Origin of the sequence: Burkholderia sp. 28_3, from assembly GCF_003253915.1 — a bacterium.
Taxonomy (GTDB): Bacteria; Pseudomonadota; Gammaproteobacteria; order Burkholderiales; family Burkholderiaceae; genus Burkholderia; species Burkholderia cenocepacia.
This window is the reverse complement of sequence record NZ_QKZF01000008.1, coordinates 243,971-269,371: the sequence shown is the minus strand read 5'-3', so window position 1 is coordinate 269,371 and position 25,401 is coordinate 243,971. Positions and strand designations below refer to the sequence as shown.

Annotated in this window: 21 protein-coding genes; 8 read left to right on the top strand and 13 right to left on the bottom strand. The window is 65.0% G+C overall.

Annotation, left to right across the window (positions count from 1 at the left end):
* Positions 1 to 14 precede the first annotated feature (14 nt).
* A complete protein-coding gene (locus tag DFS13_RS19670; protein WP_006489073.1) occupies positions 15 to 383 on the bottom strand; it encodes a hypothetical protein in 369 nt (122 codons plus the stop codon).
* A 2,413-nt stretch (positions 384 to 2,796) separates the two neighbouring features.
* Here DFS13_RS19670 and DFS13_RS19660 point away from each other — a divergent pair.
* Positions 2,797 to 4,113 carry a replication initiation protein gene (locus DFS13_RS19660; RefSeq protein ID WP_006489076.1) on the top strand — a complete coding sequence of 439 codons (1,317 nt, stop codon included), beginning with the start codon at positions 2,797 to 2,799 and terminating at the stop codon, positions 4,111 to 4,113.
* A gap of 95 nt (positions 4,114 to 4,208) precedes the next feature.
* On the opposite strand, the gene DFS13_RS19655 is transcribed toward DFS13_RS19660, so the two are convergent.
* The 4 genes from DFS13_RS19655 to DFS13_RS19640 all read right to left on the bottom strand — a co-directional run bounded on the left by DFS13_RS19655 (position 4,209) and on the right by DFS13_RS19640 (position 9,975).
* Positions 4,209 to 5,240 carry a ParB/RepB/Spo0J family partition protein gene (locus tag DFS13_RS19655; RefSeq protein WP_060213374.1) on the bottom strand — a complete coding sequence of 344 codons (1,032 nt, stop codon included), beginning with the start codon at positions 5,238 to 5,240 and terminating at the stop codon, positions 4,209 to 4,211.
* On the bottom strand, positions 5,233 to 5,928 hold the full coding sequence (locus DFS13_RS19650) for a ParA family protein (RefSeq protein ID WP_006489070.1): 696 nt from the start codon (positions 5,926 to 5,928) through the stop codon (positions 5,233 to 5,235). The genes DFS13_RS19655 and DFS13_RS19650 overlap by 8 nt, the downstream gene beginning before the upstream one ends.
* Before the next feature lie 1,774 nt (positions 5,929 to 7,702).
* The gene (locus DFS13_RS19645; RefSeq protein ID WP_058903786.1) at positions 7,703 to 8,719 is read right to left on the bottom strand and encodes an AraC family transcriptional regulator; all 1,017 of its coding nucleotides are present in this window, start codon (positions 8,717 to 8,719) and stop codon (positions 7,703 to 7,705) included.
* Positions 8,720 to 8,850: 131 nt separating this feature from the next.
* On the bottom strand, positions 8,851 to 9,975 hold the full coding sequence (locus tag DFS13_RS19640) for an MBL fold metallo-hydrolase (RefSeq protein WP_111442020.1): 1,125 nt from the start codon (positions 9,973 to 9,975) through the stop codon (positions 8,851 to 8,853).
* A gap of 83 nt (positions 9,976 to 10,058) precedes the next feature.
* Here DFS13_RS19640 and DFS13_RS19635 point away from each other — a divergent pair, with 83 nt between their 5' ends.
* Together DFS13_RS19635 and DFS13_RS19630 are read left to right on the top strand one after the other, a co-directional pair.
* A complete protein-coding gene (locus DFS13_RS19635; RefSeq protein ID WP_111442019.1) occupies positions 10,059 to 10,712 on the top strand; it encodes a TetR/AcrR family transcriptional regulator in 654 nt (217 codons plus the stop codon).
* A 195-nt stretch (positions 10,713 to 10,907) separates the two neighbouring features.
* Positions 10,908 to 11,399 (top strand): flavodoxin family protein, encoded by a 492-nt coding sequence (locus tag DFS13_RS19630; RefSeq protein ID WP_006489078.1) that lies wholly within the window; start codon positions 10,908 to 10,910, stop codon positions 11,397 to 11,399.
* A gap of 105 nt (positions 11,400 to 11,504) precedes the next feature.
* On the opposite strand, the gene DFS13_RS19625 is transcribed toward DFS13_RS19630, so the two are convergent.
* Positions 11,505 to 12,089 (bottom strand): DUF2889 domain-containing protein, encoded by a 585-nt coding sequence (locus tag DFS13_RS19625; RefSeq protein ID WP_006489083.1) that lies wholly within the window; start codon positions 12,087 to 12,089, stop codon positions 11,505 to 11,507.
* Positions 12,090 to 12,729: 640 nt separating this feature from the next.
* On the opposite strand from DFS13_RS19625, the gene DFS13_RS19620 reads away from it, so the two are divergent.
* The gene (locus DFS13_RS19620; protein WP_006497845.1) at positions 12,730 to 13,401 is read left to right on the top strand and encodes a ProQ/FinO family protein; all 672 of its coding nucleotides are present in this window, start codon (positions 12,730 to 12,732) and stop codon (positions 13,399 to 13,401) included.
* Between the two features lie 483 nt (positions 13,402 to 13,884).
* Positions 13,885 to 14,946, top strand: coding sequence for a DMT family transporter (locus DFS13_RS19615; protein ID WP_111442018.1), 1,062 nt, complete (start codon positions 13,885 to 13,887; stop codon positions 14,944 to 14,946).
* Between the two features lie 306 nt (positions 14,947 to 15,252).
* On the opposite strand, the gene DFS13_RS19610 is transcribed toward DFS13_RS19615, so the two are convergent.
* From DFS13_RS19610 to DFS13_RS19580, 7 genes are all read right to left on the bottom strand, one after another.
* Positions 15,253 to 15,843 carry a nitrogen fixation protein NifQ gene (locus DFS13_RS19610; RefSeq protein WP_111442017.1) on the bottom strand — a complete coding sequence of 197 codons (591 nt, stop codon included), beginning with the start codon at positions 15,841 to 15,843 and terminating at the stop codon, positions 15,253 to 15,255.
* Between the two features lie 75 nt (positions 15,844 to 15,918).
* Entirely contained in the window at positions 15,919 to 16,344 is a 426-nt protein-coding gene (locus tag DFS13_RS19605) for a molybdopterin-binding protein (protein ID WP_006489093.1), read from the bottom strand.
* Positions 16,345 to 16,512: 168 nt separating this feature from the next.
* Entirely contained in the window at positions 16,513 to 18,000 is a 1,488-nt protein-coding gene (locus DFS13_RS19600) for an efflux transporter outer membrane subunit (protein WP_111442016.1), read from the bottom strand.
* On the bottom strand, positions 17,997 to 18,974 hold the full coding sequence (locus tag DFS13_RS19595) for an HlyD family secretion protein (protein ID WP_006481647.1): 978 nt from the start codon (positions 18,972 to 18,974) through the stop codon (positions 17,997 to 17,999). Before DFS13_RS19595 ends, DFS13_RS19600 begins: the two co-directional genes overlap by 4 nt.
* Before the next feature lies 1 nt (position 18,975).
* On the bottom strand, positions 18,976 to 19,188 hold the full coding sequence (locus tag DFS13_RS19590; protein WP_006481008.1) for a DUF1656 domain-containing protein: 213 nt from the start codon (positions 19,186 to 19,188) through the stop codon (positions 18,976 to 18,978).
* A 34-nt stretch (positions 19,189 to 19,222) separates the two neighbouring features.
* Positions 19,223 to 21,346, bottom strand: a complete 2,124-nt coding sequence (locus DFS13_RS19585) for an FUSC family protein (protein WP_058903789.1) — start codon at positions 21,344 to 21,346, stop codon at positions 19,223 to 19,225.
* On the bottom strand, positions 21,343 to 21,822 hold the full coding sequence (locus tag DFS13_RS19580) for a MarR family winged helix-turn-helix transcriptional regulator (protein ID WP_006482157.1): 480 nt from the start codon (positions 21,820 to 21,822) through the stop codon (positions 21,343 to 21,345). Before DFS13_RS19580 ends, DFS13_RS19585 begins: the two co-directional genes overlap by 4 nt.
* A gap of 325 nt (positions 21,823 to 22,147) precedes the next feature.
* Here DFS13_RS19580 and DFS13_RS19575 point away from each other — a divergent pair, with 325 nt between their 5' ends.
* The 3 genes from DFS13_RS19575 to DFS13_RS19565 are packed head-to-tail and all read left to right on the top strand — an operon-like array spanning position 22,148 to position 25,401.
* Entirely contained in the window at positions 22,148 to 23,008 is an 861-nt protein-coding gene (locus tag DFS13_RS19575; protein WP_006497851.1) for a MaoC family dehydratase N-terminal domain-containing protein, read from the top strand.
* A gap of 38 nt (positions 23,009 to 23,046) precedes the next feature.
* Positions 23,047 to 24,210, top strand: coding sequence for an acyl-CoA dehydrogenase family protein (locus DFS13_RS19570; RefSeq protein ID WP_111442015.1), 1,164 nt, complete (start codon positions 23,047 to 23,049; stop codon positions 24,208 to 24,210).
* Positions 24,211 to 24,222: 12 nt separating this feature from the next.
* Positions 24,223 to 25,401, top strand: coding sequence for a CaiB/BaiF CoA-transferase family protein (locus tag DFS13_RS19565; protein ID WP_006482159.1), 1,179 nt, complete (start codon positions 24,223 to 24,225; stop codon positions 25,399 to 25,401).

Below are 25,401 nucleotides of genomic sequence, written 5' to 3'. Positions count from 1 at the left end.
CCGCCGGACCTCGCTTACTGGCTTGCTGCGGCGCCGGCCTTCTTCTCCGCGTTCTGCAGGTTCTGCGGATAGTTCGGATCATTGGCCGCCGGCTTGTAACCGGCGTCTTCGAGTTTCTTCAGCTCGGCGGTGTTCTTCGCACGCGCGGCCTTGCGTTCGGCTTTGCGTTTGGCCCGGGCCGCCTTGCGCGCTTCGCTCTTCGCGGCCTTTGCGTCCTGTGCAGCCGCCGCAGCCGGTGCGCTGGCGGCGTCGGTCTGCGCGAACGCCGGAACGGCCGAGCCGAACAGGAAAGCGGCTGCCGTAGCAGCCAGCGTGAGTTTTCTGATCTGGATTCGCATCGCTGAACTCTCTTTTTTGATGACCATCACGGTTTGAAAAACCATCGAGATACCGCCCCTGCCCTGACCGGTCGTCATGTCGCGATCAGGACCTGTGCATCATAACCGTGTCGCAAAAAATGTGGCGCCATCGTGCGACGGCATTGGGGATACACGTATGGGAGACGACGTGGCTCCTGCGTTCGATGACGGGCGCAGTCGTACCGGACACGACGCGAGGCGTCGATGGCTGTTTCATGGGTGGTGATATCGATACGCTCATGCGCGACGCGATGATCGTCGCGCTCGCACGATCACCGCAGCAACAGTCGGTCCGTGCGTTACGTCGTCGTTCGATGTAGCTCGAGCAACGGTTCCTCCCATAAACGACCACGATTCGGTTCTTCGGCGATCGAGACGGTTACGTTGCGCCGTTGCGGTGTTCGGTCATTGATTCGGCAGGTTTCGCGACACTGTGATGCCGAAGGTTACCCGTGGACGACCGGCAGGTCTGACGAAAAAGGTGAGTGCCGTGCGAGCGGTGAAAACGCCGGCCTGGTCGGTCTCACGGATGTGCTGAACCCGGCATGAACCCGGCATGAACCCGGCATGAGGGGCAACGCTCGTCTGATGGATGCGCACATCACCGTGAACACATGCTCGTCCCCGTGACGATACTTGCCGACGCACCAGGCATCACACATGGACGCCACCCGTTGTTGTTTGCTCCCATCGACGGTTCCCTATCTGAACGAAGCTGCTACCTGCACAGCTTGCTTATACCTGTGCTCCACCTGATCGGTGAGCTTTTACGGGATCCAGCGTTTTTGAAAAGGTGAGGATGTTCGGGAGCATCGGCAGAATCGGGTGCGGTGAGCGTCGGATCCGGCGACATCTTCACGTTGCCTCGCAGCGATGTCGATGAATGCCTGAATGCCGTCAAGATCGGCGCGGCGGTCCGGCCCTCTGTGCGGTGGCCTTTCGGCATGAGGTTGCTTTCGGGCCGTTGTACGAATTTCTCGTTGTCGGTGACGGGCACAGCATGACGACTCCCGATCGTGGCTACAAAGGTAGAAAAACGGACGGGACATGAGGATGGAAAACAGCCCGGCGCGGATACCTGCTTGCACAGTCCACAGGCTAAATTTGGCGAGCAGCGTCACCGGCGATCGGCAAAAACTTGTCCACAGACGAGGCAGCGCGAGTACAAAAAACCACTCGCCGGCAGCCCGGGATGATTTCGAACTGCTGTGGAGGAAACCGACGGGATCCGTTCCGCTGGTCAATCACAGGCATCGCAGGGGCCGCGAGCCACGTTTCTGCGTCCCATAAACGGGAACCTCTACGCCGAATCCGGGGATTTCCTCCCATAAGTTTCTACGTTTCGGTGTTTGTGAGTGGGCACTCACCTCTTCGGGATGCCTTGTCAGGTTTGGAGCCATCAGAAACCAGTGTGGGCAGACAGGGCGGAGTCGGCCTGAATCGAGAGATCCGGGGCTTCGTCTCCCACAGATGACTCCCATTGGTAGCGGTTTATGGGGTTCGTCTTTCTGTGCAAGCACACGTGTGTTTACATCTTTGGTAAACCACGTTTACTTCTTTAACTACTTTTAGACGGCTCACAGCCTTATCTGGCAAGGCTTTGAGCGGTGTTCGGTACCCATTTATGGGAGCACAGGTGGAAGGGCTTGGGGTTTCAGGTCTGTGGATTTGGGGTTTGGGGTACCGCGTTGTGGGGAATCAGGGTTGTGGATATGGGGCGAACGTATCCGGTTATGGGAAATCGGCCGGAAATTGCGTTAGGTAGTCGTCTATGGGAACGCATGAAGGTAGCCTTTTATGGGCGACTTTTCTCGATCGGAAGTTCGTTGCGTGCACAGTGATTTTCTTTGGGTAGCCGGTTATGGGGAATCAAGAAGGTAGCCGGTTATGGGAGCTGGACTGAATCGATTCGTTGTCCTTTCCCTCGCGCACCCCGTAGCGCTTTCCCATAGACAGGACCGGTGTCATCGACAGGTTACCTTTTATGGGGAAAGCGAATGGTTGCCGTTTATGGGAGCGATTTCTACGCTCGGGACGGCACGCAATACGTTTGACGGTGCTGACAGGTACCCTCCTATGGGAATCGACGAAGGTAGCAGGTTATGGGAGAAAACGGCGGTTGTGCTGCAAGGCACCACGAATCCTCCCGACCATCCCGATTCCGCGCGTTTGCCCCCATGGATGGGTACCTTCGTGGTGGCAAATCTTGTGCCGGGTTTGCGTGGTCGCCCAGGAAAGGTAGCGGCTTTTGGGAGGCCTTTTTGGCAAAAGGTAGACGGATATGGGGCCTCGCGCAAATCGATGAACTAGAATTTTTCCTTTCATATCTGATGGTTAGCTCAGATAGTGAAAGTGATGCTGGAGCACGGACGTTGCTCCGCCGCGCGAAAAGGTATAAAGTCCGCTCTCAATAAGGCAACCTTACCCGGACACCACGATGCCGCGCAAGCCCGCAAGCAAAGGCTCAGACAAACAGGTTTCGCTGTTTCAGACACCCGAGCCTCCCGACCTGTTGCGCAAGGCGGTCCAGGCGATTCATATCGCACCGAAGTCCGGAAAGATCGGTCTGCAGCAGCGCAAGATGTTCAGCTCGCTGATCAAGAACGCGCTTCGGCAGGAGGCGTTCGAACCCGGCCGGACGAGCTTCTCGATCTCGATCGCGTCGCTGTCGCACGAGAGCGGGTTGAACAGCAACAACACGAAGTACGTGAAGGACACGGTCAACTCGTTGATCAGTACCGTCGTCAACTGGGACTACCTGGCCGCGGACCGTTCGACGGTCTGGAAGGCGTCGGGCCTGCTCGCCGGCGCGGAGCTCGAACAATCGGTGCTGAAGTACAGCTTCTCCGACCAGATTCGCAGCGAACTGCTCAATCCCGAAATCTACGCGCTGATCGATATGCGGATCGCTCGCGAGTTCCGGCGATCGCATTCGCTCGCGCTGTGGGAAAACACGGTGCGCTACGAAGGAATCGGCATCACCGCGAAGATTCCGTTGCCGAAATTCCGTGACCTCATCCTCGGCCAGGACAAGGCGTCGCAGTCGTACAAGGAATACAAGCTGTTCAAGAGCAAGGTGCTGGTGCCGTGCATCCAGGAGGTGAACGAAGTATCGGACCACACGCTCGAGCTGATCGAACACAAATCCGGCCGCAGCGTGGAAGCCGTGCAGTTCAAGGTGACGCGCAAGCAGAGCACCGATACGGTCGAGGACGGCGACGTCAAGAACGAAGCGCTGGTCGAGGAAGTCGCGAAGTTCGGCATTCCGCGCTCGGAAGCGCGCCGGTTGATCACGCAATACGGCGTGCAGCGCATCAAGGCGGCGATTGCCTATACGCTCAATCGGACTACGAAGAAGAATGCGACGCCGGTCGACAACGTCGCCGCGTATTTCCGCAAGGCGCTGACGCACGGCTACACGCTGGCCGACGGTCAGGGCACCGAAACGGCCGCACCGGCGAAGGAATCCGCGCAGAGCAAGCAGGAGCAGATCCGCGACAAGTATCTGGCGGCGAAGGTCGAGGAAGCCGGCGCGTATTTCCGCGAGTTGGAGATCGACGACCAGACCAAGCTGATCGAGCGCTACAACGAGACGGTGGCGGGGTCGAAGGACCTGACGCTGTCGCCGAAGAAGAAGGCGAGCAAGCTGGCGCAGACGAGCTTCTTCCGATGGCTGGCGCTCGATACCTGGGGCGAGCCGACCTCGGACGACCTGCTGGAATTCCTACTGAAAAGCAGCCTCGCAGGCAACTGAACGCGGCCTCGCCGTCGTGCGCGCCGTGCGCCGAACCGTGTTGCGGTCCGGGTTGGCGGCGCAGTGCGAAGACGAGGCCTTTCGTCGGTGGCGCGTTACTTTGACGTGGCCGTCGCCAGATCCGCCACGTACGCGTCGATGACGGTCTTGAGCTTGTCGGCAAGCGCTTCCTGGTGGGATGCGTCGACGCCCTTGAGTTGCAGATCCAGACGCCCGTCCGGATACGTCTTCAACTGGCCGATCGCGCGCGATTCGAGCGCGAAGTCGTGACGAACGCTGTAGCGCGTGCGTCCGGCCTTCTTGGTGCCGTCGCTCTGCGCACGCAGGAAATTCTCGAGATCGCGGACGGATTTTTTCCGGTCGATCACGGCCGTCAGCAGCCGGTCGGCCGTCGGCTCGCCCAGGCGTTCATAGATCAGTTTGAGGAAGTACGCCGCCTGCAGACCGACGACGTCGTTCGCACTGGCCATCCGCTCCAGCAGCGTGTTCGGCAGCGCGTTGAGCGACAGCGTCTTGCTGATCGAGGCCTTGTCCTTGCCGATTTTTTCCGCCAGCGTGTTCTGGTCGGAAAAGACCTTCTCGTCGAGGAGACGTTTCCACGCAACCGCATCGTCGAAGATCGTCTGGCGTTCGTGGTCGTGGTTCGCGCGATACGCGATCGTATAGAGCTGCTCGGGCGTGTGATCCGTGCGGAACGTCGCATTGATCGTCTCGTCGCCGTTGATGCTCGTCGCACGCAGCCGGCGTTGCCCGTCGATCACGACGAGCTTGCCGGGAAACTCGGGGAGTCGCGTGACCTTGATCGGCTCGATCTGCCCTTCCCGTTTCAACGTCAGTGCGAGCTCGTGCAGGCTCGATTCCGAGTAAAACACGCGCGGATTGAACGGGTTCGGGATACAGTCCTTGACCAGCACCTTCTGCGGTGCGCCAAGATCGGCCGTACCGGCGGGCGTGGTGGCGGCGGGAGCACTGGCGGGCGTCGCTTCGACGACCGCAGCCGGTGCGGCCGTCGGCTCGGGCAGCCGCGTTTCGAGCGCCGCATTTTCCTGCGCGAGTCCGCGCAACAGGCCGGCCGCGAGATGCAGGTTGCCGGTCGGTTTCTTGTCTTTCGAGGTGTCCTTAGCCATGGGCGGCTCCGGTAGCGCGCGTCGACGCGATGTATTGGGCCATTTCCGTGACCAGCCTTTCGATTTCCGCGCGGGCTTCCTTCAGGCCCTTCAGGTATCGATTGTGGTGATGGATCGTGGTGCCGAGCGCGAACGTCTGACGATAGACCTCGCGTTGCGCGATCTGGCTGTCGAGCAGATGCTCCCCTATTTCTTCAGCCCTTAGAATTTTTAAAATTTCTTCACGCATTTTAGTTTTTCCATTGACGCTATTCAGCATCAATGCGGAAGAAAGTTGAGGATTTCGAACGGCGCGCATCGACTCGATCATGCGGATCATCGCGACGGTGCTGTACAAGTCGGCCGGCGAAGGCGAAAGCGGTACCAGGCAGAAGTCGGCCACTTCGAGGACGGATGCAATACGCGGATCTTCCAGGTTGCCGGGGCAGTCGACGACGATCACGTCGAAGTTCGCGTCCTGCTTCTTGATCTCACCGCCGATACCGCGGCCCGCGGGAGCCAGCGAAAGGACCGTCATCGGCAGCGTGTTCTCGCCGCTCGTGACCCAACGGACGGAAGTGCCTTGAGGGTCGGCATCGATCAACGCGACCTTGTTACCGCCGGCTTCGAAGGCAGCCGCGATGTTGACGGAGATGGTTGTCTTTCCAGTCCCACCTTTTTGATTACTGACGGCGATCTTGAAAGCCATTAAATTCCTCCACGGAGTTTTTCGTAATATATGCAGTTATTAACGGAATGTCCAGAAAAGCGTTCGAAGCAGAGGATATTTTGTTGATCGTTGTGGTTGTTACGTGACAAGTGGGCCGAATGGCTAAGGCGTTACTCGTACTTATTGATCCAAGAAAAACAAGTCAGTCGCTCATGTTTGTAAAATCGAACGACAAGCACGAGCCAGTTCGCCGTCTTCGGCAACGATCGCGAAACCTTTTCTCAGAGAGTTGATGTCTCGTCGTGCTTCAGTCTGAGACGAAATTCGATACAAATCCGGGGCGCTGAGACCCCGGTAACGAGGAAGAGCCGGTTGTCACGTGACAAGTCGCCGGACATCGATTCCTCCGAGTGCTACGTCGCGCGAAAGTTTTCGATTGCGACCTGGAGCGCGGGGGGATCGCTTCACTGTAATTACCGATGCACGCGCGCTGAATCGCGGACGCCTACCTGGCAAAATGAGTTGTCACGTGACAAACAATCCAAGGTGCTGTCTCGGATAGGGGATTTGTGGTCAGTTAAGAATAGTTGTTGCTGGTCGACGCTCGCGGCGTGGAGGCATATTGTGGGGAAACCGCGCGGAGCTGATTGTTTTCGCCGATGTGGTTTGTTCGTGTGTCCATCGGTGAGTTGTCACGTGACAACAGGACGCGATGCCGGGAAGTTCAAGCGATGGCGACTCTATGGCGAGGAGCGCCCCGATGCTGTCGCAAAGAAACGGCTTCGGGCTGCGAAGGCTTTGGCACGAGCGGTTGCGCGGCCAAATTCCTACCGGCGTGCGGACCCTCAAGGGCTGACGCGATGCTGCCGAGCTCTGTCGCAAAGGCTGCATGGGGTTGTCATGATATGTCCCCATTTATAGGGGCGCGACCCTGCGTTTCCACGCGTGCCGGCCGATAGGGTAGGTTGCTTCGTGGCCGCCAGCCGGTGCCTGCGCTGGCGGACTGCTGATGTCTGAGATAGCCGCAGGTATGAACTGCTACTGGCGCTGAATCCATACGTCAGAGGCATGTAACAACCCAAACGGGTCGGATCGTGAAACATTTCCCGAAAATAAGCACTCGCCGGAAATCCTTGTGGGGCAATGGTTTGCGCCATATTCTTCATGCTGTTTCACGCAAAATGGATGCTGTACCCTCTGGAAATAGGGGCGTATGAGTTTTCAACGACCGGGCATTGAAGATTGATACGGCTGCGGCCAGATTTGTTTTGATTGATATGTGATTTGTTGTTTTTGATACATTCCGGCTGATTCTTCGCGGATCTGCCGATGAGCTGGGAGGGATCGGTGCTCTACCATTGAATTCCTTTAAGCCTCCAATCGAGTACGGGGCGCATCGATATTTAGCGTCAGTTGTCACGTGACAACGCACACGTCGGTCGCGCGATTCATGGAATGGTGGGATTCGGAGTAGATAGAAGTTGACGCCGGGCATTCGTGGGCCCGTAATCGCAGCGCGACCGGTACAACGCAGTCTTCAGAAGAGAGCGCGGCTACAATCCGCTCAGAGAGCGTCGGTTCGGGGCGATTTGTCTGTAGCCGAATGTGAGATCCGAGCTGGGATGCGGCCGCTCGACACGCGTCGGCTGCGGTTTGACGTTCAACAGCGACTGAGACGCCGAGCATTCATCCGAGCTAGAAACATATCGGTGTCCAACGCTTCAACCCAAGCCCGTCGACGTCGCGTGTGCGAAGCCAATTTCAGCCCTTCGAATCCCGTCGAAACCGACACATCTCCGCCGCCGCACCGCAATCAATAACTCGCCACGATCGACAGCGCGACGTCCGCTCCGCCTCGCAGGCTATCGATATCCCGTCGCGGAGAATTACCAAACAGCCGGCTATATTCCCGGTTGAACTGCGTCGGGCTCGCATACCCGACCCTGAACGCCGCCGACGCAGCGTCGAGCCGCTCGGCCAGCATCAGCCGACGTGCCTCGTTGAGCCGTATCCATTTCTGGTATTGCAGCGGACTCATGCCGGTGAGCTGACGGAAGTGGTGATGGAACGTCGAACTGCTCATCTGAACCTGCGCCGCAAGGTCATCGACACGCAACGACTCGTCATAGTGAGCGCGCAGCCACCGGATCGCGCGCGACACACGGTTGCACTGGCTGCCGGTGGACGCAATCTGTCGCAGGCGGCCGCCCTGGTCGCTCGTCAGCAGCCGGTAGTAGATTTCCCGCTCGATGTACGGGCCGAGAACCGCAATGGCGTGCGGGTCGTCCAGCAGCGCGAGTAACCGATTCAGCGCGTCGTACAGCGGTTCGGTCATGTCGCCGACGACGAGTCCGCGGCCTGCTGGGGCATCGTCGTGATCCGGCGCGACTTGCATCATCAGTTCGGCCATGACGCGAAAATCGAGCTTGAGACCGAGCCCGAGAAACGGTTTGTCGGGGCTGGCCTCGATGATCTGCGTCGAACCGGGCAGGTCGAGAGACGTGATCAGAAAGCGATCGGCATCGTAGATGTAGGCATCCCCGCTCTGCATGACCCGCTTTGCACCTTGAACGACGAGGCCGAAGCTCGGCTCGACCATGCACTCCATCGGCTGCGTCGGCGCTTCCCGTCGGTGAAAGCTCAAGTTGGGAATGGCCGTGTCGAGGTGATCGACACCTTCGGTCCACCTCGCGACGCGTTCCGCGAGGGTCCGTCGCAGTTCGTTCTCGCGGCTGCGGCCGGTCGAACGGTGGGTTGCCTGGTCGAATGCCGCGATGGCGATGTCGTCGTCTTGTTGGCCGGATATGTATCGGGCGGATGCCGGGTGCATGACTTCTCACTCAGGTAATCGGGTCGACAGGCATCCCGTCGACGTGCAGGGGAGGCCGGCAACGCATGCACCGCCTGGAATCGCGGCACGGCCGTCTTCACGGAAGGCATGTGCGTGCCGCGACTGGCGGACTACTTCGTTGCCTGATATGCGCAAAACTGCCAGCGTCGCGATTTCGCCGCCGGTGCCGTCGCGCGCTCGTCGACCGTGCGCCACCAGCGTTCGCCGCGATGCGGTGTGTCGAGATCGAGGCGTTCGCCCATCCGCGGCGTCGACAGCTCGATGCCGCGCACGAGCGCCAGCGCCGTGACGCGCTCGAACGGCTCCTGCCAGCGATGCATCGCGAGGTCGAACGTGCCGTTGTGGATCGGGATCAGCCAGCGCCCGCGCAAATCGATGTGCGCCTGCACGGTTTCTTCCGGCTGCATGTGCACGTAAGGCCATTGCGTATCATAGGCGCCTGTTTCGATCAGCGTGACGTCGAACGGCCCGAGGCGCTCGCCGATCTCCCGGAAGCCGTCGAAATAGCCGGTGTCGCCGCTGAAGAACAGGCGCAGGTCGTCGTCGACGATCACCCACGACGCCCACAGCGTACTGTTGCCGTCGAACAGGCTGCGTCCGGAGAAGTGCTGGGCAGGCGTCGCCGTCAGCGTCACCCCGGCCACGTCCACGCTTTGCCACCAGTCGAGCTGGCGGACCTTGTTCGCGTCGATCCCCCATTCGATCAGCCGATCGCCGACGCCCAGCGTCGTCACGAACACGCCGGTGGTTGCGGCGAGCGCGAGCACCGTGTCGCGATCGAGGTGATCGTAATGGTCGTGCGACAGGATCACGCCGCGCAGCGGCGGAAGCTCTTCCAGCGCAATCGGCGGCGCATGGAAGCGCTTGGGCCCGATACGCCGAAACGGCGACGCGCGCTGGGCAAATACCGGATCGGTCAACCAGAATTCACCGCGCAGCTTCAGCAACAGCGTCGAATGGCCGAGCCGGTAGAGGCTGCGATCGGGCGCCGCCTCGAGCTCCGCGCGGGTCAGCGAATCGAGCGGCAACGTGCCGGCAGGCACCGTATGACGCGGCTTGTTGACCAGCATGTTCCACGCGATTCCCAGCGTCTTGCCCAGTCCTTCGGCCGGCCGCGGCGCGACATTGGCAAAGCGCTCGCCATCGTGCTGCGGCGAACTGCCGGACAGCGTCCGGCCACGTCGGGCGGCTGCGAAACCCAGAATGCGGTGAATCAAAACGAGAGGCGATGCCATGTCGGTTCATCCGGAGAATAAAGTACACTAAACAGTGTAGTTTATTTTTGGGATAAGTAAACTGCCCGGTGTAAAATTTCTCGATGGATACCAGCACTCCCCCTCAGCGTCTGACCGACCGAAAGCGCGCGGCCATCGTCGATGCGGCAATCGAGGAATTTCTCGCGGCCGGCTACGATGCGACGAGCATGGATCGCATCGCTGCGCGCGCGGACGTGTCGAAGCGCACCGTCTACAACCACTTCCCGGGCAAGGAGACGCTGTTCGCCGCGATCCTGAACAAGCTGTGGGAGGCGACCCGGAGCGGCAGTTCGCCGACCTATCGCGCCGACGTACCGCTGCGCGAGCAACTGCTCGCCTTGCTCGACCGCAAGTTGCGCTTGATGAATGATGAGGCCTTCCTCGCGCTGGCGCGTGTCGCGATCGGCGCGGCCATCCATTCGCCGGAACGGGCGCGCGACATGGTCGAGCGTCTCAGCGAGCGGGAGGAAGACCTCACGGTCTGGGTGCGTGCGGCAGCGGCGGCCGGCCGCCTGTCGGTCACCGATCCGGTGTTCGCCGCGCATCAGCTGCATGGCGCCGTGAAGGCCTTCGCGTTCTGGCCGCAGATCACGATGGGCCAGCCGCCGTTGACGGCGCAGGAGCAGCAGAAAGTTGCGGAATCGGCTGCCGACATGTTCCTCGCGTACTACGCGCGACCGGACGACGGCGTCGCACCGCATCGCCAGCAAGACTGAACGCGCCACCGGAAGCATCCAGATCGACGGACAGCTCGAAGCCACTGCGATGTGCGCGCGGCGTCGACGAGCGGGCAAACCGGCCGATCCCTGGAAGCACGAACGCCAACTGGCGCCTACCCGTGTCGATCGGCCATCTGGCCTAGACTGAACGATACCGCCGGCGCATCCGAAGCCGGACGCGAGCAACGACCCATGAAGACGCTGTTGATCGTCTATCACACGATGACCGGAGGCACGCAGCAGATGGCCGCAGCGGCTGCCGCAGCGGCGCGCGAGCAGCCTGGCGTCGACGTCAGGTTGCAGCGCGCGGACGCAACGAGTGCAGCGGACGTGCTGGCCGCCGACGCGTACCTGTTCGCGACGCCGGAGAATCTTGCGGCGATGTCCGGCCTGATGAAGGATTTCTTCGATCGCTGCTACTACGCGGCGCTCGATCGCGTGAACGGCCGGCCGTATGCGGCGATGATTTGCGCGGGAAGCGACGGACAGAACGCGTTGCGCCAGATCGACCGGATCGCGACCGGATGGCGGCTGAAGAACGTGGCGCCCGGGCTGATCGTCTGCACGCATGCGCAGACGCCAGAACGTATTCTCGCGACGAAGACGATCGACAGCGAAGCACTCGCGCGCTGCGCCGAACTGGGTGCGGGCCTTGCCGCGGGACTTGCGCTGGGCGTTTTCTGATGCCGGATGCGGCGGCGTCGATCTGCCGAATGAACATCGACAGGATTGGCGGCTGTTCGCGCAATACTCATTCCGCAAACGCCGAACCCGCCGGGTCCCGGCACTTCAGCTGTCTTTTACCGTGGTCGAAGGCTGGTGATATTCAGGCCAAAGACGCTTCACGAGATCGCGCGACGCGCCGTAGGCGTAGCAACTGTCGATCTTGAGCGGCTTTCCTTCGCCGTCGCGGTAATCGAGCGACGATCGCCGCATGCCGACCATCGTCTGATAGGCCGTCGTCGCGATCGGGCCGAGCAATTCCTTGAGGTGTGTGCACGTATCGCAGGACGGCAGGCGCTTGCGAACCTCGCTGTTCCAGCCGGCGCCGATGTTCAATCCGACGAGCGCCTGCAGCGAGTCGCCGCCGCCCGGACACTGCGCATACGGATGTGAACGAATGAACGTGGATACGGCGCGGACGACCATGTCGACGTCGAACACCAGCGTCACGCCGAGATCGTGGAGCGGCGTCCGCGCCACGACCGTCCGCGCGCCGCCGGGGGGTGTGAAATCGCTGGTCTTGCGGTCCGCGAGGCAGGCCGTCACTTCGAACAGGCCGTCGCTGCGCCGATAGCCGCGCATGTCGATCTGCCGATGGTGAATCTCCTCGCGCGTGATGCCGTCGTGTGGGGTGTCGTCTTGGGAAACCATGCATCCGCTCCATCTCGTGTAACCGGGGCTTTTCGCAGGCAACGGGATCGCGCCCGGCTGACCGGGCGCGTGGGGAAAAGCAGGCGAGACATGCTGCCAACGAAGTCGATGCGGCCATACTACGCACTTTCCGATATCTTCGTCCGCGCCGTGATCGATGCGGACGCAACGAGTCGTGTATCGATGCCGGTGCACATGAGCGTCAAGGACGCGTGTCGCGCGACGTCGCGGGTCCGCACAACGCGTCGCGGATGCGATACGACGCCGTTCGACTGTGGGTCGCGCGGAAGATCGCGTATCGGTCGGCCCGCCCCCGATTTCCGGCCGTGGCCGCGAATGGCGTGACATCCGGAAGCGTATCCATATAATGCGCAACACGACCGCGCGGACGCATTTCCGGTGCCCCGAATCGGGCGAATGCAGACCGGTGAGTCAACCGGCCGTCCCGCGTACCGGTATACTTCCACTCCTGCCTTGTCCGGCATCGAGGCCGGGTGCCTGAAAACAGAGTGGCGTGCGCGATGCGGCCCCGTAGTATTCCGCACCGGCGGCAGGCCGGCCGCGCGCATGGCGGCGAAGCTTTTGTGCCGCGCGGCATGGCCGCACGAACCACACCTTATATTCCTGGTGGATTGAATTTATGGGTTTTGAACAACTTGCCGAATTGCGGGCGCAGCTCGCAGCGAAGGCCAAGCAGGAGCGCAACGCGAAGCGGCCGGCAGCGCCGACGGACGCTGGTGTGAAGCCGAAGTCCGGCGACCAGCCGTCCCGCGGCGCCAAGCCGGGTGCCGGCGCGAAGGCGCAGCATCGGGCGAAGCCTGCCTCGGCAAAGCCGTCGGCGCCGGTCGATCCGGTCATCGTCGCAATCGGCAAACTGCAGCGGAAGTTTCCGCGCGCGTTCCCGAAGAATCCGGCCCCCAAAGTGCCGCTCAAGGTCGGCATTTGGGACGATCTCGCCCGCGAAGCGCAGGCCGTCGGCCTCAACGAAGCCGAACTGCGCGAAGCGATGTCGACATGGTGCCGTGGCAATCGCTACTGGTCCTGCCTCGTCGAAGACGCGGTGCGCGTCGACCTGCAGGGCAACGAAGCCGGGCGCGTGACGCACGACGATGCGGCGCGTGCGCGCCGCCTGAAGGCTCGCCGCCCGAACAAGGGCGCGGCGCAGTCGGCCAAGGGGGCGCCGCAGCAGCCGAAGGCCGAGCAGCAGGCCGAGGCAGCTGCCGCGCCGCAACCGGCGGAAGCCGAAGCGGAAACGAAGGTGCAGACCGACGTCGCGCCGCAGGTCGAGCAGCAAGCGGCCGGCAACGAGTAATCCGCACTGCGCTGCCGTCGACCGTACGGCGCGTGCTCGCATGCAGGTTGCATGCGATGAATCACACGACAGACCGACTTGCCTCGACAGAGGCAGGTCGGGACTGCCTTCACCGGCGCCGATCCGGCCGGTACATTCCCCTCTCTCGTCGAACAATCAACGCGACCGGACGGACAACGTTCGATCCTGGCGCGCACGATATTTCGACCGTGCTGATGGAACGTAAATAATACGCATCACCGATTAATCCGGTGCGTCGATCAGATAATTCGTTTTACGAAATGATGGCGTGGAAAACGTCGATCGACGCGCGCGTGGTCCCGTGTGCCCGTCCCGACAAAACGGCGCGCGATAATCACGGCTGGATCGTCGGACTGCGGGCAAGCCAATCGCCGCGATACAAGCAGCCTTTCGAAAAGTAAGGCAAGCCCGCGCCGGCCCCGAGTCACGCTCAGCTTCATCCACGTCGATACAACCCGGATCATGAACCCGAGACATTCCGCGATTCTCGTCGCGCTCGCCGCCGCTGCGCTGTTCGGCGCCGCGACGCCGCTTGCCAAGGCGCTGATCGGCGCGATGTCGCCGTTCATGGTTGCGGGCCTGTTCTATCTCGGCAGCGGCATCGGGCTCGGCATCGGGATCCTGCTGCGCGGCTGGCACAGCCGTCGCGCACCGGCCGCGGATGCGGCGCCGCTACGGCGTACCGATCTGCCGTGGCTGGCCGGTGCGATCGCGGCGGGCGGCGTGGCGGGCCCGGCTTTGCTGATGCTCGGGCTGTCGAGCACGCCGGCGGCGACGAGCGCGTTGCTGCTCAATCTCGAAGGTGTGCTGACGGCGGTGATCGCGTGGGTCGTGTTTCGCGAGAACGTCGATACGCAGATATTCGTCGGCATGGTGGCGATCGTCGCCGGCGGCACGCTGTTGTCGTGGACGCCGGACCGCGCCGGCGTGCCGGTCGGCGCGTGGCTGATCGTCGGTGCATGCCTGTGCTGGGCGATCGACAACAACCTGACCCGCAAGGTGGCCGCGAACGACGCGATGGTGATTGCGTGCCTGAAAGGGCTGATCGCGGGGCCGGTGAACATCGGCATCGCGCTGGCGACCGGCGCGACGCTGCCCGCGATACCGGTTACGGCCGCGGCGATGCTGACGGGGCTCGGCGGCTACGGGATCAGCCTCGTGCTGTTCGTCGTCGCGCTGCGTCATCTCGGCAGCGCGCGCACCGGCGCGTATTTTTCGATCGCGCCGCTGTTCGGGGTCGTGTTGTCGTTGCTGATCTGGCCCGCGCTGCCGCCCGCGACGTTCTGGATCGCAGCTGCGCTGATGGCGCTCGGCATCTGGCTGCATGTGCGCGAACGGCACGAGCACGCGCATGAGCACGAGCGGCTCGAGCATACGCACCGGCATCGGCACGACGACCATCACCAGCACTCGCACGATTTTCCGTACGACGGCGACGAACCGCACACGCATCCGCACGTGCATTTGCCGATCACGCACAGCCATGCGCATTTTCCGGATATTCATCACCGGCATCGGCATTGATCGTGTCGTGAGCAATGCGTGTCGCGCGTCGCAAGGTGACCGTTTATGGGAAACGCGGACAGCCGGTCGTCGACAGGTCGTCGACGCATGTGCCGGCGACCGCACATCGAAGGCCGCTCGTCACCGGGTCGCGTTGAGGGTGCGGAATGCGCTCCGTTAACCGGATCGCGCGTTCGACGATCATTCGGTCGATGTTGCGCGCGATGCCGGCTCGTGGAAGCGGAATGTGGCGTCGAAGTCGCGTAACGGCAGGTTCTCGCTAGCGACGCGGCGAAACAGACGACGGTACGTACGTTGCCGCGCCGACTATCGCGCGCGAGGAAAGCAGAAACCGAAATCCTCGCAGCCCGGGCATCCGGGGGCGGGCCCGGGTGCCACACCGAGCGATGCGGCCACTTCCTGCGCAAGGAATTTCTTCCAGCGCAGATGCGCGACGTTGCGTGCGGCAAGCGCGGGGAAAAAGTGCTCGAGCATCGCTGATACCGCGTCGCGCCCATCGAGCCCGAGGTCGCGCCACAGATGATCGGGGCGCAGACACGCATGCGCGATGATCGCGGCGAGGCAGTCGGCATCGTCGCGAGCGACCGCGGGATTCGCGTCGTCCATCAACCGCGCGTGCAGCGTCGCGACGAATGCCGCGTGCGTGGCCGGCAGCGCTGGCGGCGTGACCGTCGGCGCGAGTGCGGCGATATCGGCGGATCGCAGATGCGGAAACTGCCGGGCCAGCAGCCAGGCGAACCGGTCGGGAGACAAGCCCAGCAGCGTCAGTTCGTTACGCTCCGCGCGTGCCGCAACGAGTGTGCCGAACAACCGGGCATCGGGCACGTCGGCGTTGGCTGTCGCAGATTGCAGCGACTGCAACGCCTGTTCGTACGTGCGATCGGCCGAAGCGGTCATCGTCAGCCTCCGGACGGGAACCAGGCCGCACGCATGCGAGGTGCACGACGTATCACCATCGCGATCGTCACACGATCACTCGACGCCGACGATCACGCTCGACGCCTTGAAGATCGCGGACGCAGCGGTGCCGCTCGCGAGGCCAAGACGATCGACGCTGTCGTTGGTGACGATCGCGACGATCTCCGCGCCGCCCGCGGCCTTGATCACGACTTCCGAATTGACCGCGCCCTTCGCGACCGACGCGACGGTGCCCGTCACGCAGTTGCGCGCCGACACCTTGCTGCTGTCCACATCGACCATCACGATGACCGACGATGCCTTGACGAGCGCGAACGCCTTCGTGCCGGCCGCGAGGCCCAGCGACGCCGCGCTGCCGTGGGTGATCACGGCGACGATCTCGAGGCCGTCCTGCGTGCGCAGCGTGATTTCGTCGTTGACGGCACCGGGCTTGACGGCGCCGATCTGGCCGGCGAATTGGTTGCGGGCGCTGGTTCGCATGATGATTCTCCGAGGTGGATGCCGCGGCCGGCCCGGCTGCGGCAGCAGATGAATGGAAATGCATCGGCCAGTGTACCGGCAACGCGGGTGAGCGTCGCCCAGCGGATGCCATGACGCGCATCACGAAAACTCGCTGTCATCGCGCGTTTCGTGCCGGCGGCGATGACGCTACGGCGCTGACGGGCCGCTCGCGGGCGTCGCGGCGGCGGAGCCGGCAGCCGTCGCGCCGTCGCTCTCCCACCCGCCACCGAGCGCGAGGAAGAGCCGCACCTGGTCGGCCGCGACCTGGCCTTCGGCCGCCGCGACCTGCGCCTGCACGCTCGTCAACGTGCGCGTCGCATCGAGATCGGCGATGAACGATTCGCGGCCGGCCGCGTAGAGACGATGGGTTTCGGCGGCGGAATTGCGGGCCGACTCGTACGCGGTGCGCAGCGCGTCCGTACGCTGCACGTCGGCGGCATAGGTCGCGAGGCTCGACTGCGTTTCGCGCAGCGCGTTCAGCACGACGCCGTCGAAGTGCGCGAGTGCGCCACCCGTCGCGGCTTCGGCCTCGCGCACGCGCGCCCGCTGGCCGTTGACGGGGAACGACCAGCTGATCAGCGGACCGAACGACCAGCGATTCGTGGTGGACGAGAACAGATCGGCGGCGACGCCGACCGAGCCGGCCGACGCACCGATGCTGACCGACGGGTACAGCGCGGCGGTCGCCACGCCGATCCGCGCGGTCGCGGCGGCGAGCTGCCGCTCGGCTTCGCGCACGTCGGGGCGGCGGCGCAACAGCGCGGCGCCGTCGCCGATCGGAATCGGCTGACGCAGCTTCGGCAGGCGTTCGCATTCGGCGGCGGCCTTCGGCAGATCGGCCGGCGCGCGCGCGAGCAGCGCGGCAAGCTGATACTGCGCGACCTTGCGGCGGCCCTCGAAGCGCGGAATGTCGGCGGAGAGCGTGCGCACCTGCGTCACGCCGCGCGTCACGTCGGTCTGGTTGCCGCGTCCGGCATCGCGCAGCCGCTGCGACAGTTTCACGCGCTGCTGCTGCAACGCGAGCGACTGCTTCGCGATCGCCAGTTCGTCGCCGGCCGAGCACGCTTCGACGTACGCGCGCACGACGTCGGCCACGACCGTGATGCGCGCGAGGTCGCCGGCCGCCTTGACGGCCTCGCTGTCCGCGCGCGCGGCTTCGACGCCGCGCCGCAGCTTGCCGAACAGGTCGAGCTCGTACGACACGTTGATGCCGACCGTGCCTTCGTTGACGACCGGCAGCTTGCTTTCGAGCAGGTATTGCTCGGCCGATTCCTGCGCGCGCTGCACGGCCGCTTCCGCGCCGCCCGAGAATCCGCCCTGTTCGTTCGCGACCACCAGCGCCGCGCGCGAGCGGGCGAGGTTGGCCGCGGCGACGCGCAGGTCGGTGTTCGACTTCAACGCGTCGCGCACGAGCCCGTCGAGGACCGGGTCGTCGTACAGCTGCCACCAGTTGCCGGGCACCGCGTCGCGCGACACCAGCGCGCCGTTCGCGTCGTCGAGCGCATGATTCGCGAGCGGCGCATTGACGTACGCGTGCTGCGGCAGCGTGTAGTCGGGGCCGACCGACTTGCACGCACCGAGTGCGAGCGCCAGCGGGGCGAGCGTTGCCGCGACGCGCAGACCGTGCCGCTTCATTGCGAGGCTCCGGTGGCGCTCGCGGCCGTACCGGACGCAGCCGGAACCGGCGCGCTCGCCGATGCGGTGCTGGCGCCCACCGGCTTCGCGTTGTCGTTGCGGCGCGCGTCGGCGCCGCGCATCGACACGGTCGCGGTGCGGCCCGCGATCATCCGGAAGTCGTCGGGCACCTCGTCGAGCACGACGCGCACCGGCACGCGCTGCGCGAGCCGCACCCAGCTGAACGCCGGATTCACGTTCGGCAGCAGGTTCGCGCCCTGCGTGCGGTCGCGATCCTCGATCGCGGCGACGATGCTCTGCACGTGCCCGCGCAGCGCATGCGGCTCGCCCATCACGATGATGTCGACCGGCTGGCCGATATGGATGCCGCGCAGCTTGGTTTCCTCGAAGTAGCCGTCGACGCGGAACGAGTTGCGGTCGACGACCGACAGCACCGCGCGGCCGGCCGGCACGTACTCGCCGACGCGCGGGGCGCGGTCGTTCAGGTAGCCGTCCACGGGACTGACGATCGTCGTGCGCTGCAGGTTCAGCTTCGCGGTGTCGAGCGACACCTGCGCATCGGCGACGCTCGCTTCGCCCTGCTCGACGCGCGTGCGGCTTTCCTCGACCTGTTCGCTCGCGACCAGGTTGCCGAGCTGCAGGTTGCGCGCGTATTCGCGCTTCGCCTGCGCCAGCGTCGCGCGGCGCTGCGCGAGCGTCGCTTCGGCGAGCCGCTCCGCGAGCGCGTAGCGCGCCTGGTCGATCACGAACAGCACCTGGCCGCGCTTGACCTCCTGGTTGTCGGCGACCTGCACCGACGTGATGAGGCCCGACACGTCCGGCGCGACCTGGATCACGTCGGCGCGCACGTGCCCGTCGCGCGTCCACGGCGAGAACATGTAGTAGTTGATGATGCGCCACAGCACGAGGCCGGCCACGACGACGACGATCAGGGTGAGCAGGACTTGCCCTGCCGAGAGCCAGGTTTTTTTCACGTTAGGTAGCCACGAGTTGGTGGGACACGATCACGACGGCGGCCAGCACGAATACGTAGATGCCGAGGTCGAAGATCGAACGGTGCCAGACGAGGCGGTAGAAGCCGACGCGTTCGAGCACCGCGCGCACGACGATGTTGATCAGGTAGGCGATCAGCATCAGCACGAGCGGGGCCGGCACGAACACGCCGAAGATATCGATTTCGCCGATCATGGTCGCGGTCGGAAGGACAAGGTGGAAAGCCGGCTCATGCGCGCGCTCCGTCCGGCGGCTGCGGCGCTTGCGCGGCAGCGGCCGGATACAGCGACAGGCGCAGGCCGACGAGCGCATGCAGCGTGTCGCGCAGCCGGCGGTGCGTGGCGGGCACCGCGGGTGCGGCCGTGCCGTCGGTCGGCGCGGCGTCCGGCAGGGTGCGGCCGGCCACGCGCCGCAGCGCGTCGTCGATCGTCGCCAGCAGCGCGGGCGGCGCGGGCTGGCGCGCGTTCGCGGCCGCGCAGCGCGTGTAGTGATCGGTGACGCCGGCCAGCACGCGATCGATCGCATCGGGCACGTCGCCCGACAGCCGGCGTCGCGAGCGGCGCAGGTCGAGCGCGTTCAGCGCGATGCGCAGGTCGCGGAAGCTTTCGATCGACGGATGGCGGTGGTCGTCGGACGCGCCGAGGCGCGGCAGCAGTTGCGTGACGCGATCGAGCATCCGCGACGCGTGGTTGCGCTGGTCGTCGAGCGGCTGCGTCGACGCGGAGCGCGCGACGTCCTCCCAGCCCGAGCGCAGCAGGCGCCGCACCGCGAGCTCCGCGCCGAACGGCCGCGTCGCGCGCGTCCACACGTACGCGAACAGCAGCCCGGCGACGCCCGCGAGATTGCTGTTCAGGAACACGAAGAAGTCGGCTTCGTATGCGCTCTGGATGCTGATGAAGGTGGCCGTGTTCACCGCGACGAGCATCGTCACCATGTTGAACTGCGGGCGCGGCAGCAGCGTGCCGATCAGGATGAACGGGCCCGCGAACATCAGCACGAGCATCGCGAAATCGTGCACGTGCGGCAGCACGACGAACAGGTACAGGCCCGCGAACACGACGCTCGCGGTGGTCGACAGGAAAAACTTGAACACCAGCGGCGCCGGCTCGTCGAGCGCGGCGAAGAAGCTGCACGACACGGCCACGAGCGTGACGGCCGCCGCGCCGTCGTGCCAGCCGGACGAGATCCACAGCCAGCACGCGAACACGATCGCGAACACGACGGTCAGCGTCGAGAACAGCATCATCCCGCGATCGAAGAAGCGCTCGGTGCCGCCGAGCCGCCAGTGCCGGTAGCGCGGCTGCCATACGCCCGATTCGTTCGCGATCAGCGCGCGCAGCGAGCGGCAGTCCTGCCAGATGTCGATGACCTGGCGCAGCCGCCACAGTGCATTCGACATCAGCGCGCCGTCCCAGCTCGCCAGCGCGCTGTCGGGCGGCTGCAGCGCGGCGATGCGCGCGCGCAGGTCGTCCGCGACCGGATCGTGCGCCATGTCGCCGCCCGCGTCGGTCTGCACGGCCGGCAGCGGTGCGTCGAACCACTTCGCGGCGTCGGCCAGCAGTGCGTCGAGCGCGGGCGGGCGCACGTGCAGGTCGCGCATCAGCGCGATCAGCGGATCGGCGAGCGACGACATCAGCGGCAGGAACAGCTGCATCCGGCCCGCGAGCGCCTGCGCGCGCGCGAGGACGCGCGGATGCGCATGGTCGTAGCCCAACTGGCTCAGCAGGAACTCGAGGCCGGTGATGGTCGCGGCGAGCCGCTGCCGGCACGCGGACAGCGCCTTGCCCGCCAGGTGCCCGGACAGCGTTTCGCGGCCGTAGAACGCGGCGTCCTTGAACCACGCGTCGGTGCGCTCGATCAGCGTCGGCGCGAGCCGGTTCGGGAACACGGCGCTGCCGACCACGCTCGCGCACACGATGCCGAGCACGATTTCCTCGGTGCGCGCGATCGCGACGTCGAACACGGTGGACGGATCGGTGACGGTCGGCAGCGCGACCAGCGGCATCGTATAGCCGGCGAGCATGAAGACGTAGCTGCGGGCGGTGCGGTCGGAGATCGCGAGGTACAGCAGCGTGCCGCACCAGGTCGCGACGATGATGCTGAACAGGAGCGGCGTCTCGACGAACGGTGGCACGAAGAAGATCGCGGCGGCCGCGCCGAGCGCGGTGCCGAGCGCGCGGTACAGCGCTTTCGAGCGCGTCGCGCCGACGAACGGGTTCGACACGATGTAGACGCTCGCCATCGCCCAGTACGGGCGCGGCAGCTGGAAATACAGGCCGAGGTACAGCGCCAGCATCGACGCGGCGAACGTCTTGCCCGAGAACAGCCAGTCGCGAAGGCTCGGATAGGTCATGACGCGGAATCGTCGGAGTGGGGCGGGCGCGACGCCGGCGGATGCGGGTCGGCCGCGTTGAACGCGTTCAGCACGCGCAGCGTCGCCTCGAGATCGGCGCGCGACACGCCCTTGAGCACCTGGGCGCGCAGCGCGCGCAGGTCTTCCTCCATCTTCGCGGTGACCGCGCGGCCGGCGGCCGTCAGCGAGATCGTTTTCGCGCGGCGGTCGTGCGGATCCTCGTCGCGGCGCGCGAGGCCGGCCGCGCACAGCTGGTCGAGCAGGCGCACGAGCGACGGCCCTTCGATGCCGACGTGTTCGGCGAGCGTGCCTTGCCGCACGCCTTCGCCGAGGCGCCCGGCCATCAGGAGCGGCGTCGCGCAGGCCTCGGACACGTTGTACGCGGTCAGCACGCCGTCACTGGTGCGGCGCCACTTGCGCGCGGTGAGCACGAGCAGGCTGCTGACGGCGAGGCGGAGGTCGTGCAGATTGGTCATGGGCGAGATGATAGGGGCAAAAACATTCGATAGCAAACTATCGTTTTTTGTCACCCGGATGACACGTCGCATGCGGCCCGGCCGGCCCGTCTGAAGCAATGTAGGCGGCGTGCCGGCCGGGGTCAAGCCGTAAGGGGGCGACCCCGAACCGTCCACATCCGGCGCGGCGACTATATTGAATAGTCAGACGAGAACCGTCCGGCAGCCCGGCGCACCGCCGCGCGCGTTAAGCAAATTCGAAGCCCCGGTTCGGCAAAGCCGACTTCGCGGCCGCGCGCGCGGCGTGCATATTAGGGTCATTGCAAGCGCACCGGAGGCTCCACCCGTGTCGACCTCATCCTCGCAGCCCGCCACGCCCGCATCGCTCGATGCGTGGCTCGGCAAGACCGAAACGCTCGACGACGACATCACCGCGTTCCCGCTGAACGCGCTGGCCGCCACGCTCGACCGCCCGTCGCCCGGCGACGTCGTGCCGCCGATGTGGCACTGGCTCTACTTCCTGCCGATCGCGCCGCTGGCCGAGCTCGGCCCGGACGGTCACCCGAAGCGCGGCGGCTTCCTGCCGCCGGTGCCGCTGCCGCGCCGCATGTGGGCCGGCGGCCGCCTGACGTTCCATGCGCCGCTGCGTGCGGGGCGGCGCGCGACGCGCGAATCGACGATCGCGAACATCGAGGACAAGACGGGCCGCAGCGGCCGGCTCGTGTTCGTGACGGTGCAACACCGGATCGAATCCGGCGGCGCGCTGTGCGTCGAGGAGGAGCACGACATCGTCTATCGCGACGCGCCGCAGCCAGGTGCGCCGGCACCGAAGCCGGTCGCGCCGCCCGCGGGCGAGACGTGGTCGCGCACGGTCACGGCCGACGCGGTGATGCTGTTCCGCTATTCGGCGCTGACCTTCAACGGCCATCGCATCCACTACGACCGCCGCTACGTGACGCAGGAAGAAGGCTATCCGGGGCTCGTCGTGCATGGCCCGCTGATCGCGACGCTGCTCGTCGATCTCGTGCACCGCGAACGGCCGGACGCGACGCTCGCGAGCTTCGCGTTCCGCGCGGTGCGCCCGACCTTCGATTCGGAGCCGTTCACGCTGTGCGGCAAGCCGTCGGACGACGGCCGCACGATCGAGCTGTGGGCGAAGGATCGCGACGGCTGGCTGACGATGCAGGCCACCGCGACCCTCGCATGACGTGATTCCTTCCTTTCCCTCATTCATCGACGACGGACATGCAGACGACGCAACACGACCCGTACCAGGACATCCGCGAAGCGGTGCGCGACCTGTGCAGCCAGTTTCCCGGCGAGTATTTCCGCCAGATCGACGACGCGCGCGGCTATCCCGACGCGTTCGTCGACGCGCTGACGAAGGCCGGCTGGCTCGCCGCGCTGATTCCGCAGGAATACGGCGGCTCGGGGCTCGGCCTCACCGAGGCGTCGATCATCATGGAGGAGATCAACCGCGCGGGCGGCAACTCCGGCGCGTGCCACGGGCAGATGTACAACATGGGCACGCTGCTGCGCCACGGTTCGGCCGAACAGAAGCGCGCGTATCTGCCGAAGATCGCGAGTGGCGAGTTGCGCCTGCAATCGATGGGCGTGACCGAGCCGACCACCGGCACCGACACGACGAAGATCAAGACGACCGCCGAGCGGCGCGGCGATCGTTACGTGATCAACGGGCAGAAGGTGTGGATCTCGCGCGTGCAGCATTCGGACCTGATGATCCTGCTCGCGCGCACGACGCCGCTCGCCGACGTGAAGAAAAAATCCGAAGGGATGTCGATCTTCGTCGTCGATCTGCGCGGGGCCATCGGCCACGGGCTGACGGTGCGGCCGATCCCGAACATGGTCAATCACGAGACCAACGAGCTGTTCTTCGACAACCTCGAGATTCCGGCCGACAACCTGATCGGCGAGGAGGGGCAGGGCTTCAAGTACATCCTCGACGGGCTGAACGCCGAGCGCACGCTGATCGCGGCCGAATGCATCGGCGATGGCTACTGGTTCATCGACAAGGTGTCGCAGTACGTGAAGGAGCGCGTCGTGTTCGGCCGCCCGATCGGGCAGAACCAGGGCGTGCAGTTCCCGATCGCGCGCGCGTTCGTGAACGTCGAGGCCGCGAGCCTGATGCGCTTCGACGCCGCGCGCCGGTTCGATGCGCACGCGCCGTGCGGCGCACAGGCGAACATGGCGAAGCTGCTCGCGGCCGACGCGTCGTGGGAGGCCGCGAACGCGTGCCTGCAATTCCACGGCGGCTTCGGCTTCGCGTGCGAATACGACGTCGAGCGCAAGTTCCGCGAAACGCGCCTGTACCAGGTCGCGCCGATCTCGACCAACCTGATCCTGGCCTACGTCGCGGAGCACCTCCTCGACCTGCCGCGCTCGTTCTGACGGAGGCCGACGATGCGACCCCTCGACGGCATCAAGGTAATCACCCTCGAACATGCGATCGCGGCGCCGTTCTGCACGCGCCAGCTCGCCGATCTCGGCGCGCGCGTGATCAAGATCGAACGGCCGGGCAGCGGCGATTTCGCGCGCGGCTACGACGAACGCGTGCACGGGCTGTCGTCGCACTTCGTGTGGGTGAACCGCTCGAAGGAGAGCCTGACGCTCGACGTCAAGCAGCCCGCTGCGGCGGCCGTGCTCGACGCGCTGCTCGCGGATGCCGACGTGCTCGTGCAGAATCTCGCGCCCGGTGCGGCCGAGCGTCTCGGGCTCGGCTACGACGCGTTGAAGCACACGCATCCGCGCCTGATCGTCTGCGACATCTCGGGTTACGGCGACGACGGCCCGTATCGCGACCGCAAGGCGTACGACCTGCTGATCCAGAGCGAAGCCGGGTTCCTGTCGATCACGGGCTCGCCCGGGCAACCGGCGAAGGCCGGCTGCTCGATCGCGGACATCGCGGCCGGCATGTACGCGTACACGAACATCCTGAGCGCGCTGCTGATGCGCGGCCGCACCGGCGCAGGGTGCCGGATCGACGTATCGATGCTGGAGAGCATGGTCGAGTGGATGGGCTACCCGCTCTACTACGCGATCGACGGGCAAAGCCCGCCCGCGCCGTCGGGCGCGTCGCACGCGACGATCTGTCCGTACGGCCCGTTCCCGGCCGGCGACGGCAAGACCGTGATGCTCGGGCTGCAGAACGAGCGCGAATGGAAGCTGTTCTGCGAGCAGGTGCTGCGGCAGCCGGCGCTCGCCGACGATCCGCGTTTCAACGCGAATTCGAAACGGCATGCGGCGCGCGACGCGGTCGACGCGCTGATCGTCGATGCGTTCGCGACGCTGACGGCCGCCGAAGTGATGCAGCGGCTCGACGCGGCCGGCATCGCGAACGCGCAGATGAACACGCTCGACGACGTATGGCGGCACCCGCAATTGCAGGCGCGCGAGCGCTGGCGCAGCGTCGACACGGCCGCGGGCCCGGTGCCCGCGCTGTTGCCGCCGGGGCTGCCCGCCGGCGTCGAGCCGCGCATGGATGCGGTGCCGGCGCTCGGCCAGCATACCGATGCGATCCTCGCCGAACTCGGCTACGACCGCGCGCGGATCGCCGCGCTGCGCGCGAACGGCACGATCTGA